This is a genomic window from Psychrobacter sp. (assembly GCF_018260395.1).
Taxonomy (GTDB): Bacteria; Pseudomonadota; Gammaproteobacteria; order Pseudomonadales; family Moraxellaceae; genus Psychrobacter.
On sequence record NZ_JAGLBC010000010.1, the window covers coordinates 19,047 to 34,762 of the forward strand.

Sequence of the window (15,716 nt, forward strand, 5' to 3'; positions counted from 1 at the left end):
AAAACCCATAACCAATAAGTATGAATCGGATACAGGTTATAGCTAGTTTTAAGCTGTACATTAATATGTTGTAGCGGTAAAATTATAAGTAGTTAGTTATATTGTAACTAGCATACAGTAAGTAGCTTAGAGCAATTCAAATAAATTTAATAAACATTAGGGCATTTCACAAATCACCATACTATCTACCACTGTAACTTTTGCCCCTGCTTGTAGACATTGTTTGACCAAATGTGAGCGACTTGCCTGCCATCCTGCATAAAAACTAACTGCACATAATAATAATACAAAAAGTTTTGACTTCCAGTTTTTTAACACTTCAGGTTTTGAAGATATGCTATCTTCATTCACTTTTGTTGACGAACTAGAACTCAAGCTTACCTCCTTTCTTAACAGCGGCTCTATAAGCAGATCTACCCTGACAGCGTTTTAGCCAATTTAGGGTATTGTAATATCTTACCTCATCTAGTCCAGCCCTAGAATTTGCCGCTTCAATAACAAAGCCCATTTGTACATCGGCTGCACTGAACTCCTTACCTGCAAACCACTGATCTTTTGATAGCTTCTCTTCAATTAAATCTAAAGCAGTGGTGATATTTTTATTAATCATTGACGCTTCGACCTGCTTTTGAATACCTTTTGCAATAGGTTTAATCACTGCCGGAGAGCGCTCAACCACTTTACTAAATACTAAACGCATGACCAACGCAGGCATTGCTGAAGCTTCACTGTAGTGCATCCAAAAATCATAATCGCGCCAAGCTTGACTATCGGCATCTACTTTAGGGTGAAACATATTTTCTTTATCGTATTTAACCATCAAATAGTCAATGATATGCCCAGACTCAATCATACTAGTTTTTTGTTCTGGGTCTTTATGGTTTAACCCTGCAACTTCTAACACAGGCGACTTACCTGAAGGGTGAACACGTTCTAGACTTTTTGGCGCTAAGTAAGATTTAGTACGTTCATAGCGAGTTAGTTGATAGTCAAGGCCTAACTCTTCTAAAAGCCAAAGAATGCGAAATGATCTAGAATTTTCTAAATGGTGAAGGTGTAAATCAGACATGTATTTTCCCTATAAATAAAAATTTTCAGCCATAAAAAAATGCCAATAGTTCATATTGGCATTTTATACAATATCCACAATAGCGCATAGGGTTGAATTGTTACCCTCTACTACCCTTGATATTCCTAACAGTATCAATTAAGCTATAATATCTTAGTTAACTTTAACTGAATAAATATTTAAATAGTACTAGAATATAAGTAAATAGAAATTACTTTCAAGTTTACTCATCTTCATCGATAGGTGTATCGTTGTCGTTATCATTGTTAGCATCTAGATCATTCAATTCAGTTGAAGTATCATCAGATAGTAAGTCATCTTCAGCCAGTAAGCCTTCATCAATCATAGCTTCAATAATTTCCTCTTCCCCACTGTCTTCAACTCGTGCCATAGCTACTAAAGCTTCATCTTTACCTAGACGGATTAATGTTACTCCTTGGGTGTTACGGCCAGAGGTAGCAACTTGCGCGACTGGCGTACGAACCAAAGTACCTTTATTTGAAATCAAAATAACATCATCTTCGGGATGAACTTTAGTAGCTCGAACTAAGGCACCGTTACGCTCAGAAGTCTTAATAGCGATTACTCCGCCACCGCCACGGTTCTGCGCATTAAACTCCTCAACTGGTGTACGCTTCCCATAACCATTTTCACAGGCAATCAGAATCTCTTTAACATCTTCTTCGATAACCACTAAAGACTTAATGAATTCATTAGTTGCGATACGCATACCACGTACGCCTTTAGCAGTACGTCCCATGACGCGTGCATCATTTTCATCAAAACGTATGGCTTTACCACTTGAAGCAAATAGCATGACTTGTTGCTCCCCATTGGTGATACGGGCCGAAACTAATTTGTCACCATCTTCCAAACCAATCGCAATTAAACCGTTAGAACGGATATTGGCAAACTGTGATAACTCTGCACGCTTCACCGTACCATTTGCCGTAGCAAAGAAAACAAAACGGCTGTCAATCTCTTCCGCTAAATTAGGGATAGGTAGAATAGTTGTGACCACTTCTTCCGCTTCAAGACCTATAATATTCACCAATGGACGACCACGAGACCCACGGCTAGCCAACGGAACCTCAAAGCCTCTTAAGCTAAACACTCGGCCATTATCAGTAAAGCACAATACTGTAGCGTGCGTCGAAGTCACTACCAAATGATCAATCACATCATCTTCTTTCATGGCAGTAGCAGACTTACCTTTACCGCCACGCTTTTGTGCCACATAATCACTAATAGGCTGAGTTTTGGCATACCCTGTGCGCGATACCGTTAATACGATCGTTTGTTCAGGGATTAAGTCTTCTCGGCTAAAATCAATTCGGGAGTCAACGATATCTGTACGACGCTCATCGCCAAAGTTTTCTAAAATTTCTTGCAACTCATTTTTGATAACCATCATCAGTTTGTCAAAGTCTGCCAAAATAGACTCAAGTTCAGCGATTTGACGCAATAAATCTTGATATTCTTCCGTTAACTTATCGTGCTCTAAACCAGTTAAACGATGAAGTTGCATTTCTAAGATAGCGTTAACTTGCTCTACTGATAGGCGGTAATTATTGCCATTATCAATTAGGCCAAATGGGTTTTTGAAATCTTCGCCTTCAATATATTCTGGACGTACTGAACGTAAATCGCCTGCTTCTAAGGTACCACGGCCGGCTGCTTGTAGCATAGCTACTACCGTGCCAGAATCCCAAATTTGATCTAATAACTTCTCGCGAGCTTCACCACGGTTAGCTGACTCTTTAATGGTAGTGATAATGTCATCAATGTTGGCCAGTGCCACGGTCAAACCTTCTAGTAAATGACCTCGAGCTTTGGCTTTATTTAACTCATAGATTGTACGACGTGTTACGACTTCTTGGCGGTGACGAACGAAAGCTGCGATAAGCTGACGCAAAGTCATTAGTTTTGGCTGTCCGTTGTCAAGGGCTACCATATTTATGCTAAAGCTTGATTCTAATGGCGTTTGTAAGAATAAGTTATTGACTATAACTTCAGCCACCTCGCCGCGACGAAGATCAATTGCGATACGCATTCCATCTTTATCAGACTCATCACGAATCTCAGATATACCCTCAATCTTTTTATCTCGAACCAATTCAGCAATACGCTCAATCAATTTTGCTTTATTAGATTGATAAGGAATTTCTGTGAAAACAATACGTTCACGGTCACGATTAACACCAGCGTCACTCATAGGCTCAATATGATAACGCCCACGTATATGCACTCGGCCTTTACCAGTGCGATAAGCATCTACAATACCAGCACGACCATAGATAATACCGCCAGTAGGAAAATCAGGACCTGAAATATAATTGGTCAGCTCTTCGCTTGAAATATTAGGGTTATCGGCATAGGCTAAGCACGCATTTAAAACTTCCGTTAAATTATGCGGCGCCATATTGGTCGCCATACCTACTGCAATACCAGTCGCACCGTTAACCAATAAGTTTGGAATACGGGCAGGCAATACACTGGGCATACGCTCAGAGCCATCGTAGTTATCTTCCCAGTCTACCGTATCCTTATCAAGGTCAGCCAACATCTGATGCGTCAATTTGGTCATACGTACTTCGGTATAACGCATTGCAGCAGCAGGATCATCATCGATAGAACCAAAGTTACCTTGACCATCTATCATCGGGTAGCGCAAGCTAAAATCCTGAGCCATACGCACAATGGCGTCATACACTGCAGTATCCCCATGAGGGTGATATTTACCAATCACGTCACCGACAACACGAGCAGACTTTTTATAAGGCTTATTGTAATCATTGGAGAGCTGATGCATAGCGTACATGATACGGCGATGCACGGGCTTTAAGCCATCTCGTACATCAGGTAATGCTCTAGATACAATAACGCTCATTGCGTAATCTAGATAAGATTGTTTCATCTCATCTACAATAGCAATAGGACTGACCGAATCACTCATACACACATCTCCAGGTTAACAGTTGACATACTTTGCAAACAGTTATAAAAACTATCCCAAACAAATCAAACTGCAAACTATTTTTTATTTTTAAAGCCAATAATAACCAGCCGTATTTTAGCATAAATTACGCTTGAACGGGCGGATTTACTGCCATTAACTAATAAAGCCGTAGTGATATTGACGATTTTAGCGCTATTAAAAACACAGCTTCGTTACTGCTCTATGAGTTATCACCGATTTAGTTGGTATAATCCCATTCGTTGGGTACAAACTAGGATTTTTTTTAAGCTATAAGCACATAATATATTCACTTTTGGCTCAATAATCACAACTTAAATGACTCTATTTCATTCACTAAAATGGTATTGCCAAATGACGACCGCAGAAGACCGTAACTTTGATCCTATTACTGAGCATTTTGTCAAAAAAGTATATGGTGGCCTCAAAGGTGAAATCAGATTAGCCGTGTTAAAGCGTGATCTTAAAAACGCAGTTGTTGAACTGTCTGATGCATTAAATCGACCGCTAAGAATATTAGATATAGGCGCTGGATTGGCACAATTGTCTATAGAGTTTGCCTCATATGGCCATCATGTGACCATTAATGACATTTCTGACAATATGCTTACTGAGGCCAAACTCAACGCACAAACTTTAGGAGTAAAAGATCAAATTGAATGGTTGGTCTGTCCGTACCAAGAGTTAGATTTACGACTAAATATTGAGGCAGTGGCGAGCTTTGATTTAATACTATGCCATGCTTTACTTGAATGGCTTGCTGAGCCAAAACAAACCATACCTTTTTTTGCTAAATGGTTGGCGACCACTGGCGTATTATCTTTGTGCTTTTACAATCCTTCAAGTTTTGTTTATCGTAATTTGATAATGGGGAATTTTAACCTTCTTAACAATCCTGATTTTAAATCAGACAACAAAAAAAGCCTTACTCCAAATAATCCAGTTAGTTACGATGAGGTAGCAGGTTGGCTTACAGAGCAAGACTTTGTTATAAATAAAGTGAGTGGTTTAAGAGTGTTTCATGATTATGCTCCCTTAAAACGTGGGGGACACAATAATCCAGACGCTGTCATTGAAATGGAGTTACGCTATTCAGAGCAAGCCCCTTATAAATGGCTAGGGCGCTATATTCATGTGCTTGCTAAACCAAATAAGCAGTAAGCTCTAAAACACAATATGCACAAAAGACAGCTATTTATTGAAAACAATTATTCATAAAAATAACTATGCATAAAAGACAGCTATAGGCATGCAAGCTTTCATTAAAACAGAAATTTCTTTAGCGGATAATTACTATTGTCTTATTATGAATCCTATCAGAATTATACTACTAGGTTAATTAGATACGTTGCCAAGTGGTCACATCCAAATTATTACCTTGAAATAGAACCACATGAGCCATTAAGGGTCGAAAACCTATCATTGATCCAACAGAATGATCATGGTGGCTGGATATTAAGGATAGCACCTCTTCACCATTGTTTAGGCGTAAACGATAAAGGAAGTTTGCGCCTCGAAACACCCGCTCAACCACCATGGCTTGCTGCGGACTGTGGTCATCATGCACAATGTCATCAGGTCGAATGAGAACTTTGATTTTGGTTCCATTCGGAAAGTCATATTCACAAACCTCACCTTGCTCAAAATATGTCTTATAGTCTAGTCCTGACTCTAATCCTTTCTTATTAGCTTGATTATGACCATGTATAGGCTCTGGATAACGCTTAATATCTCCTAAAGCAGTTTTGATAACGCCTTGCTCGATAATGCCATCTATCATCGCTCCTTCACCAATGAATTCAGCAATAAAGGGGCTATTTGGCTCGTGATATAATTCATCAGGGGTAGCCCATTGTGCCAATTTACCTTGATACATGACCCCGATTTTATCGGCAATGGCAAAGGCTTCGTGCTGATCATGTGTCACTAAAATAGCCGTGGTGTTGGTTCGCTTTAGAATATCACGAACTTTGGCGGCCAAAGACTCTCGAAGCATCATATCTAAATTAGAAAATGGCTCATCAAGTAATAATAATTCAGGTTTAGGTGCTAAAGCACGCGCCAAAGCAATTCGCTGCTGTTGACCTCCTGATAACTGATTGATGCGTTTATCAGCATGGTCTGTTAACTCAACCAGCTCGAGCATTTCTTTAATACGTGCAGCTCTATCTGCTTTGCTCCAACGATGTAACCCAAATCCTATATTCTCGCTAACAGTTAAGTGACTAAATAAAGCGTAATCTTGAAATACCATACCCATATCACGCTTAGCAGGCATGATCTGTACCTTAGCTTTGTTTTGTTGAATGTCAGTTAAAGTTTTTCCATTAAGTATTACCTTACCGTTTTGTGGTTTCTCTAAGCCAGCAATAGCACGAAGCGCTGTGGTCTTGCCGCAGCCACTAAAACCCAATAAACAGCCAATTTCACCTTGGTTTAATCTCATGGATAAAGATTTTACCACCTCAGTTTTTCCAAAAATGACACTGATATTGTCTATAGTTAGGTAATGTGAATTTAATTGAGGCTGTTGTATATCTGTTGACTGCATTGAATTCACCGTATTGCTTAGGTAATGAGGAGTGACTATTATGAATAATGATTTATGATCAAGGATTAATAGTTAAGGTTTTAGGTTTTGAACTTTTAAAAAATTTAGCGTGCTACAAAGCGGTTATAAAAACTTAATTTTAGTGTTTATCCGACTGAGTAATTAACAAAATAACAGGAACTAAACCTACCAATACAATGGTCAAACTTGGCAATGCAGCTCGCTCATACATCCCTTCTGATGTCATTTCAAACACACGCACTGCAAGGGTATCCCAGCCTTGACGACGTGTCATTAAAGTAATTGGCATTTCTTTGGTTACCTCAACAAAGACCATTATTAGTGCTGTAAACACACCAGGGCTTATGACTGGTAAGTAAACTTTGCGCCAACGCTGCCAACGATTGGTGGTCAATAACTGTGCGGCTTGCTCTTGACTAGGGGTCAGTCTATTTAATTGTCTATCAATAGGTTGAAACCCTACAGTCATAAAGCGAGTTGTTAATGCACATAACATTACTATCACACTGCCACTGAGTACTTGAGCGCCGCTGATATGATGGGCTATTAACCAGTTGTCTAACCATGCGATAGGGATAAATACACCTACTGCTAATACCGTACCAGGAACGGCATATCCCAAATTTGCTAAAGATACTAACAGCTGATTGCTACGACTTGGGTATTGACGTAATAGCCAAGCCATTAATAAAGCCATAATGGAAATAACGGTAGCGGTAGCACCAGCAATCAATATTGTATTTTTGACAAAGGTATAATACCGAGCATCTAAATCTATGTGGTAATTTTTGATCACCCATATTAACAGCTGCGTTATTGGTAGCCCAAAGGCAAATATAAAAATAAAGCTACAAAATAACATAGCCCAGATATTACGTAGCCCGGTTAATTGTTCTCGCTGGCGACTTCCTGCGCTTGGTAAATAGCTGCGTCTTTTCTGCCAATACCGTTCTAGCAGTATGATAATGAATACAGTTATTATCAATAAAGCGGCCAATTGCGCTGCAGTTGTTAAACTAAAAAAACCAAACCATGACTTATATATCGCAGTGGTGAAAGTATCCAAATTAAATACGGATACGGCACCGAAGTCCGCTAAAGTTTCCATCCACGTTAACAATAAGCCACCCACAATCCAAGGCATGGCTTGAGGTAATGCCACTTTAAAAAAGGATTGATTACGAGATAACCCCAACATCTGACCTGCTTCGAGTGCTCTGCGACCTTGAGATAAGAATGCCTGCCTAGCTAGTAGATAAACATACGGATAAAAGACCAATGACAATATAATGCCAGCGCCCCACACACTTCGAATGTTAGGAATCTTCCAGCTAAGTCCCAACTCTCTAAAGGAGGTTTGAATAAAGCCGCTATAATCGAGCAAGCCGACACTAACAAATGCCAAAACATATGCGGGAATGGCAAATGGCAACATCATTGCCCAGACAAAAAACTTTTGACCCGTGAAGCGATACATACTGGTGAGCCAAGCTAAATAAGTGCCCAAACTACCTGCTAATACGGTGACTAATAATAAGATTAATAATGAATTTTTTATAACCTGGGGTAAGACAAACTCAGTTAAATGTGTCCAAATATCTGCCATAGGTTCAAACCAAGAACGCATGACAATAATAATTGGGATTAACATAAATAGCGAAATCAGTCCCAAGACCGATTTCGCTAATAGTGACCCGTTAAAGATATTTGCTTTCATAAAAACCTATTGCAAAACATAAGGGCAACTTATGACAGATGCCCCTACTTTTAGCAGTTATTTATGGCTTTGTTATATAGCGTTGAGATAATTTGATATATATAACCTTTATATTTTGACAGTTTACTTAATAGCAAATCAATCAGTCAATTAGCCTCTTGCTATTAAAGTAGTTCTTCGCTTTTAAGATTGTTCTTTGCTATTGAAACAGTTGTTCGCTTATTCGTAACCAGCACGATCCATTAGCTGAACTGCTTCAGCTTGACGCTGACCGAAGATACTAACATTAATATCATCTTGTTTGAAGCTACCCCATGAACGAAGCATGTCTGATTCATCTATACCTTCTTTTACCGGGAATTCTTTATCACTGCTAGCATATTTGCCTTGAGCAGTATCAGAAGATAACCATTCGATAAGCTTACGAGCGCCCTCAACGTTATCAGAATTCTTAATAATACCAGCGCCTGATACGTTTACATGAGTTCCTGTTGCTTCAGGACCTTCACCTTGGTTTGCCCAGAAGATTTTAACTGGGAATTTAGGATTTTCATCTAATAAACGACCATAGTAATAGCTGTTAGCGATACCTACTTGACACTGACCTGAAGCAATGGCTTCTAATAATTTGGTGTCGTTGCTAGATACGGGAGCTGCTAAATTAGCTACCCAACCTTTTACAATTTCTTCCGTTTTCTTAGCGCCAAAATGCTCAATCATACTGGCAACCAATGACTGATTGTATACTTTCTTAGAAGTACGAAGGCAAAGTTTACCTTTCCATTTAGGGTCGGCAAGATCGGCATAAGTTGAAAGTTCAGTCGGTTGAACCTTAGCTGGATCATAAAAAATAGTACGAGCACGTAAAGAAAGTCCGGTCCATAAGTCATCTACTGAACGATATTTTTCAGGAACATTGCTGTTTACTACTTCTGATTTAATAGGCTGTAATAGACCTTGTTGACCAGCTTGCCATAAATTACCAGCATCTACAGTGAGTAGAACATCAGCAGGCGTATTGGTACTCTCTGCTTGCAAACGTGCCATTAGTGGACCACTATCATCGGTGACAAGCTCAACAGGAATACCTGTTTCTTTTGTAAACTCGTCTAAAAGCGGTTGAATTAACTGTTCATTGCGCGATGAATAAATAGTGACTGTATCACCTGAAGCCTTATCAGTGGCATGCCCTTCATTTTTTTGTTCAGTTTTTGCAGGAGTATTGGCTTGTTCAGTCGACTGATTGCAACCAGCCAATGCTAATGCACCAATTACAGCCGCACTTAACATAGAGTATTTTGTGCCTATCTTGATAATTGAATTTGCTTCTTGTAATTTAACCATTATGGCCTCTTTGAAAATATGAACAGTTATTTTAAATATTAGTACTTGCTATCGAAGCTAAACCTTAATAGCAAAACGCATCTTAATACAAATGATAATAATTATCAATAACAATTGATATTCATTTGTCTTTTGCACTTATTTCCATATTTTCAATGCCATTGTTATAGCGGTTATTGTTACAGCTATTGTGGTTGCTGTTGCTGTTGCTGTTGCTGTTGCTTTGTGGACTCATCATCCGTTACTGCTTCAGGTATTTCAGGTTTAATTTCAGCCGCCTTAATTTTACTATGGTTATTTATAATATCTTTTAATGGCACTTCATCAGCTTTAAACTTAGTCCACTCAGGTCGTACTGCCAGCATATTTACGGTTTCATCTTTGATATCTACAACTGGAAAAGTGCTAGTATAAAAAGTCAACAAAGCTTGCCCGCGATCACTCATAAGCCACTCCATAAACTTTAAGGCTTGGCCAACTTCTTCGCCTGTATTGACCATTCCAATCGTAATGGCATTGGTAATGGCGCCTCGATTAATTTGGTTAGGCCACATCATTCTAATCTGTGTACTAGGATGAGTTTTGGCATAACTCCAAAAAGTATCACTGTCTACAATACCTACATCACAATTCCCTTGCTCCATTGTGCTTAATATTTGCTTATTATTAGCCAATGGCGTCCCCATATTTGTCTGCCAATTGGCGAGAATTTCAGGAGTAAGCTTTGTGCCATTATAAGATATCATCATTTTAGCAATGGCCTGATTTTCAGGGCTATAAATATCGGTCATACAAAGTCTGCCGCGCCAATTAATAGCACCAAGACCGGCATAGTTCACTAATTCTCGTACATTAACTCGATTTTTATTATAGACAATGCCTTGCGCATATTTACCTACGCCAAACCATTTTCCATCAGGATCTTTATATTGATCAGGGACTTTAGTATTCAGCACTTCTGAACCTATAGGTTGCAAAACCTGACTGGCACTCGCATTTGCCATAGTATAAACGCTATGCATCATCAACATATCCAAGCCCTTAGGTAGCTTGACATCATAATGCAGAGGAGCCTCTTCATCAAAGCTAATGGTAAACACCTTTTTATCTATGGGTATCCACTCGATCACGATACCAGTCTCTTTATGATAAGCATCGCTTAGGGGCTTTAAGCTTTTAATATCTAGGTCAGTACCTATTTGAAATCGCTCTAAACTAATCTGGACCTTTTCTGAAGGCAGCTCTACCTTATTCTTCTGATCATTTGAGCAACCCGATAAAGTTAAGGCGGCAATAATGAATACAGACAGAGTCTTTTTTAACAGTTTGCTATTAGAGCTAACAACCTTGTGCATGGAATAGAACCTATAGCAGTAAATATACAAGCAGAAGAAAGAAAAACAAGCAGAAGAAAAAGAAGCGGTTAAGTATAACTGAAAACGACGCTATAAATAACGTCCACATAATGCGTTTACTGCAGCTTCGGTACGAAGAATTCGACTGCCTATAGTAATAGGCTGACAACCATTGTCTCGTAACAACCTTATCTCATAATCAATCCACCCCCCTTCAGCACCAATACATATAACTTGGGGCAAGCCTGCCTGCTTTATAAATTGATTAAATGATACTGAACCATAAGGATGAGCAACGACCATGCATTGGCTTGATGCCCATAGACTAAGTTCATCTTCAACGAAAGGCTTGAAACGTTTTTTTAATTGTACAACAGGCGGTATAGTATCTACTCCTTGTTGTAAGCCCTCTTGGATAAACTCATCTATCCTATTGAGCATCGGACTTTGCCAATAACTTTTATCGGTACGATAACTGTTTACTAAGATAATTTTTTGAACCCCAATGGCAGTCATATCTATCAAAAGTCGACGTAATACCTTTGGACGGGGTAATGCAAGAATTACTGTTAAGTCAAGTTTGTTAGGGGGAGGCTTATCCAATTGAATATCGATCAACTTTAGCTGGCTAGCCGACACATTTTCGATAATGGCAGTACCTAGGTTACCATTGATACTGCCTACTTTTAGACTATCTCCAGGCAACAATCCTAAAACTTGTTGAACATGATTGATTTGAATACTATCAGTGATGTAGATAGATGATTGTTCTATATCTATTGGCGGTAACAGTAAGACATTCACTAACTCTCACCTTCTCCACGTTTACGTACTTTAAAGTGGTCTAAATCAACTACTTCCTCTTTTGGATCAACAGATACATCAGTTTTTTGCGATTTTTTTAACAATCCTTCAATCATTGCCAACTGCTTTATCATGGCATCACTTTTGACTTCGACTAACTGCTGACCTTTTTTACCCGCTGCAAGGGCTTCATCATTGTGACTTAACCAATTTGCCACACTTTCAGCTAAACTCTCAGCTAAACTTGCATTTGCCATAGTACTGTCTATTTTTGATTTATTGTCTTTGCCAGTAGCATTCGCTGCACTAACTACTTTTAATGCTCCTACTTCAGTTAAGGCAACAACGACTTCATGGCAAGACTGGGTAAAAGGTCCCATAATAATCGGTTTGCCAAATTGGGCAGCTTCAATGGGATTATGACCGCCAATATCTACTAAAGAGCCCCCCACAAATGCCACATTGGATAATTGATAGCATAAGGTTAATTCGCCCATAGTATCTGCTAAATAAATTTGGGTATTAGAATCAATAAGCTGTTGCTCGCTACGTCTGTGATATACCATTTCTGACTGTTCAAGCAATTCAGCGACAGCATCAAAGCGCTCAGGATGACGGGGAACTAATAAAAGCAAAGCGTTAGCTAGATTCGCCTTAGTAATTAATTGCTTATGCGCCTCAATAACTGCCTTCTCCTCTCCTTCATGGGTACTTCCCGCTACCCATATTGGACGATTCAGCGCCTCAGCATTTAGGCTAAACTTCGATTGCAAATCTTGTTTACTGTCTGACAAAGTGGAATTAACATCCTTAGACTCAAAACTTGCCAGTGAACGACCAGTTGACCACTTTAAAGAATCTGCACGTCGAATCTTGACCACTTCGACACCCAATTTTCGAAAACGTTTTGCCGAGTCTGCATCTTGGGCAATAATCATACTGATATTATGCATCAGGCTTTTGGTAACAGATTCGTACTTCGCATATTTCTCAAAAGATTTTTGCGACAGTCTAGCATTCACCAATACTGAAGGCACATCTGACTGTTTTAACTCAGACAGTATATTCGCCCACAGTTCAGTCTCTACAAACATAGCCAAATCCGGCTTAGCATTTTTAATAAATTTTTTGATAATGGCTTTATCATCTACTGGCACAAAGGTATGAATCACTTGCTTACTTGATATCTCATCTGAGAATAACTGTGCAGTGCGGGCAAAGCCAGTTTGTGTGGTATTAGTGATCCAAAGCCTTGCGCCTTGCTGTAACATTATCTTTAGCATTGGTGCAATAGTATTGGTCTCGCCTAAAGATACAGCGTGACACCATATATTTGCTTTATTAAAAGGCGAAGTATTTACATCTGGATGAGTGTGTTTTAAAGAGCCCCTGGCAAAATCAGGGTAGTTGCGACCATAACGGGCATCAATCTCTTGTTTGTAATCTGCAACTAAGATGTCGCCTTTTTTGGCTTTGTTATAGCGGCGCCACAGTACTGCTCTATAAACAGGTTTTAACACCTTTATCGCCAAATTATAATACCAAGGTGGGTTAATAGTGGTACTTGATTTTGCATTCTGTAACGCCAATTTATAGGCTGAGTTTGCAGCTTTGGTTTTTTTATTATGTGCCATAATCAACCCATGTTTACTTGTTATATAATTAATGCAGCTCTTAATTTAAAAATGGCAAATAAAGATAAAAAAGCTGCTTTTAAAACAAACTGATTTAAAAATAGCCGGTATTTTAACGCATTTAAACCCTATAAAATAGAAAATACTATCAATAGTTTGAGCCATGTAGCTATCCCTATACCTATAGTAAAGGACTAAATAAGCGTATCCCTGAATCAAAAAGTTGTTTATAAGTAGGACGACTTTCCCATTCTTCTAAAGTCAGTATTTCACACTGAGTTAGGTAAGACTGTTGGCATTCATAAACTTGTTTGACAATACTGGGACTATATAAGGCTAAGCTAATCTCCATATTTAAATAGAAACTTCGCATATCCATATTAACTGTACCGAACAAGCAGTAGTCATCATCTATAATTACTGTTTTGGCGTGTAACAAACCCCTTTTAAAAAGTGCTATTTTCACCCCCGCTTCCATTAATATTGAGTAGGAAGCTTGAGAAGCGTGCTGTACCAAAAATGAGTCTACTTTTTTTGGCAAAAGTATAGTGACTTCAACCCCTCGTTTGGCCGCCGTAGTTAACGCTGCCAATAAAGCTTCGTCTGGAACAAAGTAAGGCGTGGTAATCTGAATGCGGTAATCAGCTCTGTGAAAAATGGTCAACAGCGTATTATAAATCACGTGTTCAGTAATGCGTGGTGCTGAAGGAATAACTTGTGCCATTACATTTTCTATGGCTGGGAGATTGGCAATGGTACGCATATAAGCAGGTATATTGTTTTCTGCGCTATCTTCAGTCACCTCATGGTTAGGATCTTGCTCTGAAGCCTTAAAGTCATGACCATATTCATCACTTAGATTATTAGATAAAATTTGTCTAGCCAAATAACCCGAAGCTTTGTCGTTGATATCATTAATAGCGGGCTGACGCCGATATAGCTTACGGGTATACATATTAATATTATTTTCAATACGATACCCAAGCTGCTCTAAATTACGTGTACTTTCTGCGCCAATATCGGTAACACTAACTGCAGCCAATGCAGTCACCACACTAACAGCATTATCGCTTTGAATACGCATCATGAGATCAATCCACTGACCTACCGCTTTGTCTTGATTAAAAAACTCAGGATCTACTAAGTTAAAACTACCGGTATAACCAATGTCGTCGTCAATAACCACTATTTTGCGGTGATTGCGTAAGTCACTACGTTTTAACAAGGTTTTAAATAAACCTACCGGTAAGGATTGATGAACAACAACGCCAGCTTCCACCATTCTTTCATGCCAATCATCAGTAAAGAAGCTAAAACTACCTACACTATCCGCCAATATCTGACACTCCACCCCTCTTTGAGCGGCTTCAATTAATGCTTGGAACACCTCTTGTACGCGACCTTTAGGATAAATTATATAAAACTCCATCAAAATTATGTTGGATGCATTATTTATATCCTGAATTAATGAATCAAAGGTGCTATCTGCGGAAGTTAATAACTGCATCCGATGCTTGTCGTAAACTCCAAAACCGGTATCGAAAGTTCCAATACGACTTACGCCTTGATAGCGTTTAGGAAGTGTATCGTCCACTTGCGCCAATTGTATGTCTTGGCGTTGTGCCACACCTTTTAATAAATTTTGAGCCTGTGTATTACGGACTTTATAACTTTTTCCTAAATAAGGCTCGCCGACTAATATGTAAGCCATGATACTAAAAAATGGAATAGCAAATAAAAGTACCAACCAAGCTATGGCAATTCCTGTATTTCGTTGGGTAGACAAAATACGGATTACCATAAATACCGTCAATAATAGGTGAACAGCCACCCCTACCCACGCCCAGTCTCCTACAGAAATGGATTCAAGCGACGCCATAGCCCTATCTAACTGTTTGATTAGAACAGGTTGAGCAGTCATAAACATAGAAGATATTTCAAAATGGGCCATAAATAATACGACTGTAACTAAATGAGATATTAAAAATAGATAGTCTGATGATAGACTACTCGTTTGCTGTCAAAAATACCAACAATGCTTTTTCACTGAGCTGCTGGAATTGTTTTGTGCGCCCGCGATAGCCCTTTTTGTATGCTTCAACAAACTCATTATTTAAAAAACTATTAATGACTTTGGGATGAATATAAGAAGCGCGGCAAACACTCGGAGTATTGCCTAAGTTGCTGGCCGGGAGTTTCCCAAACTTTGTGTAACTGCTTATAATCCATAGTAAAGGAGAATAA

At 38.9% G+C, this 15,716-nt stretch carries 11 protein-coding genes and 1 pseudogene; 1 reads left to right on the forward strand and 11 read right to left on the reverse strand.

The window, feature by feature from the left end; translation table 11 throughout:
• Nucleotides 1-156: 156 nt before the first annotated feature.
• From QZ265_RS01895 to gyrA, 3 genes are all read right to left on the reverse strand, one after another.
• Nucleotides 157-375 carry a hypothetical protein gene (locus QZ265_RS01895; RefSeq protein ID WP_296402826.1) on the reverse strand — a complete coding sequence of 73 codons (219 nt, stop codon included), beginning with the start codon at nucleotides 373-375 and terminating at the stop codon, nucleotides 157-159.
• The gene (locus QZ265_RS01900; protein WP_296402828.1) at nucleotides 365-1,069 is read right to left on the reverse strand and encodes a glutathione S-transferase; all 705 of its coding nucleotides are present in this window, start codon (nucleotides 1,067-1,069) and stop codon (nucleotides 365-367) included. The genes QZ265_RS01895 and QZ265_RS01900 overlap by 11 nt, the downstream gene beginning before the upstream one ends.
• A gap of 223 nt (nucleotides 1,070-1,292) precedes the next feature.
• Nucleotides 1,293-4,025, reverse strand: coding sequence for a DNA gyrase subunit A (gene gyrA, locus QZ265_RS01905; RefSeq protein WP_296402830.1), 2,733 nt, complete (start codon nucleotides 4,023-4,025; stop codon nucleotides 1,293-1,295).
• A 375-nt stretch (nucleotides 4,026-4,400) separates the two neighbouring features.
• On the opposite strand from gyrA, the gene QZ265_RS01910 reads away from it, so the two are divergent.
• Nucleotides 4,401-5,207 (forward strand): methyltransferase domain-containing protein, encoded by an 807-nt coding sequence (locus QZ265_RS01910; RefSeq protein WP_296402831.1) that lies wholly within the window; start codon nucleotides 4,401-4,403, stop codon nucleotides 5,205-5,207.
• Between the two features lie 178 nt (nucleotides 5,208-5,385).
• Here QZ265_RS01910 and QZ265_RS01915 read toward each other — a convergent pair whose 3' ends face one another.
• The 8 genes and pseudogenes from QZ265_RS01915 to QZ265_RS01950 form a co-directional block, all read right to left on the reverse strand.
• Nucleotides 5,386-6,597: an ABC transporter ATP-binding protein gene (locus QZ265_RS01915; RefSeq protein WP_296402832.1), complete on the reverse strand. Its 1,212-nt coding sequence runs from the start codon at nucleotides 6,595-6,597 to the stop codon at nucleotides 5,386-5,388.
• Nucleotides 6,598-6,736: 139 nt separating this feature from the next.
• Entirely contained in the window at nucleotides 6,737-8,335 is a 1,599-nt protein-coding gene (locus tag QZ265_RS01920) for an iron ABC transporter permease (RefSeq protein ID WP_296402835.1), read from the reverse strand.
• A gap of 219 nt (nucleotides 8,336-8,554) precedes the next feature.
• Nucleotides 8,555-9,679: an extracellular solute-binding protein gene (locus QZ265_RS01925; protein ID WP_296402837.1), complete on the reverse strand. Its 1,125-nt coding sequence runs from the start codon at nucleotides 9,677-9,679 to the stop codon at nucleotides 8,555-8,557.
• Between the two features lie 185 nt (nucleotides 9,680-9,864).
• On the reverse strand, nucleotides 9,865-11,034 hold the full coding sequence (locus tag QZ265_RS01930) for an extracellular solute-binding protein (protein WP_296402839.1): 1,170 nt from the start codon (nucleotides 11,032-11,034) through the stop codon (nucleotides 9,865-9,867).
• A gap of 90 nt (nucleotides 11,035-11,124) precedes the next feature.
• A complete protein-coding gene (locus QZ265_RS01935; RefSeq protein WP_296402841.1) occupies nucleotides 11,125-11,838 on the reverse strand; it encodes a 16S rRNA (uracil(1498)-N(3))-methyltransferase in 714 nt (237 codons plus the stop codon).
• Nucleotides 11,838-13,472 carry a 3-deoxy-D-manno-octulosonic acid transferase gene (locus QZ265_RS01940; protein WP_296402843.1) on the reverse strand — a complete coding sequence of 545 codons (1,635 nt, stop codon included), beginning with the start codon at nucleotides 13,470-13,472 and terminating at the stop codon, nucleotides 11,838-11,840. The genes QZ265_RS01935 and QZ265_RS01940 overlap by 1 nt, the downstream gene beginning before the upstream one ends.
• Nucleotides 13,473-13,653: 181 nt before the next feature.
• The gene (locus QZ265_RS01945; protein WP_296402846.1) at nucleotides 13,654-15,423 is read right to left on the reverse strand and encodes a phospholipase D-like domain-containing protein; all 1,770 of its coding nucleotides are present in this window, start codon (nucleotides 15,421-15,423) and stop codon (nucleotides 13,654-13,656) included.
• A 55-nt stretch (nucleotides 15,424-15,478) separates the two neighbouring features.
• Nucleotides 15,479-15,716, reverse strand: a pseudogene (locus tag QZ265_RS01950) (hypothetical protein); the annotation flags it as partial.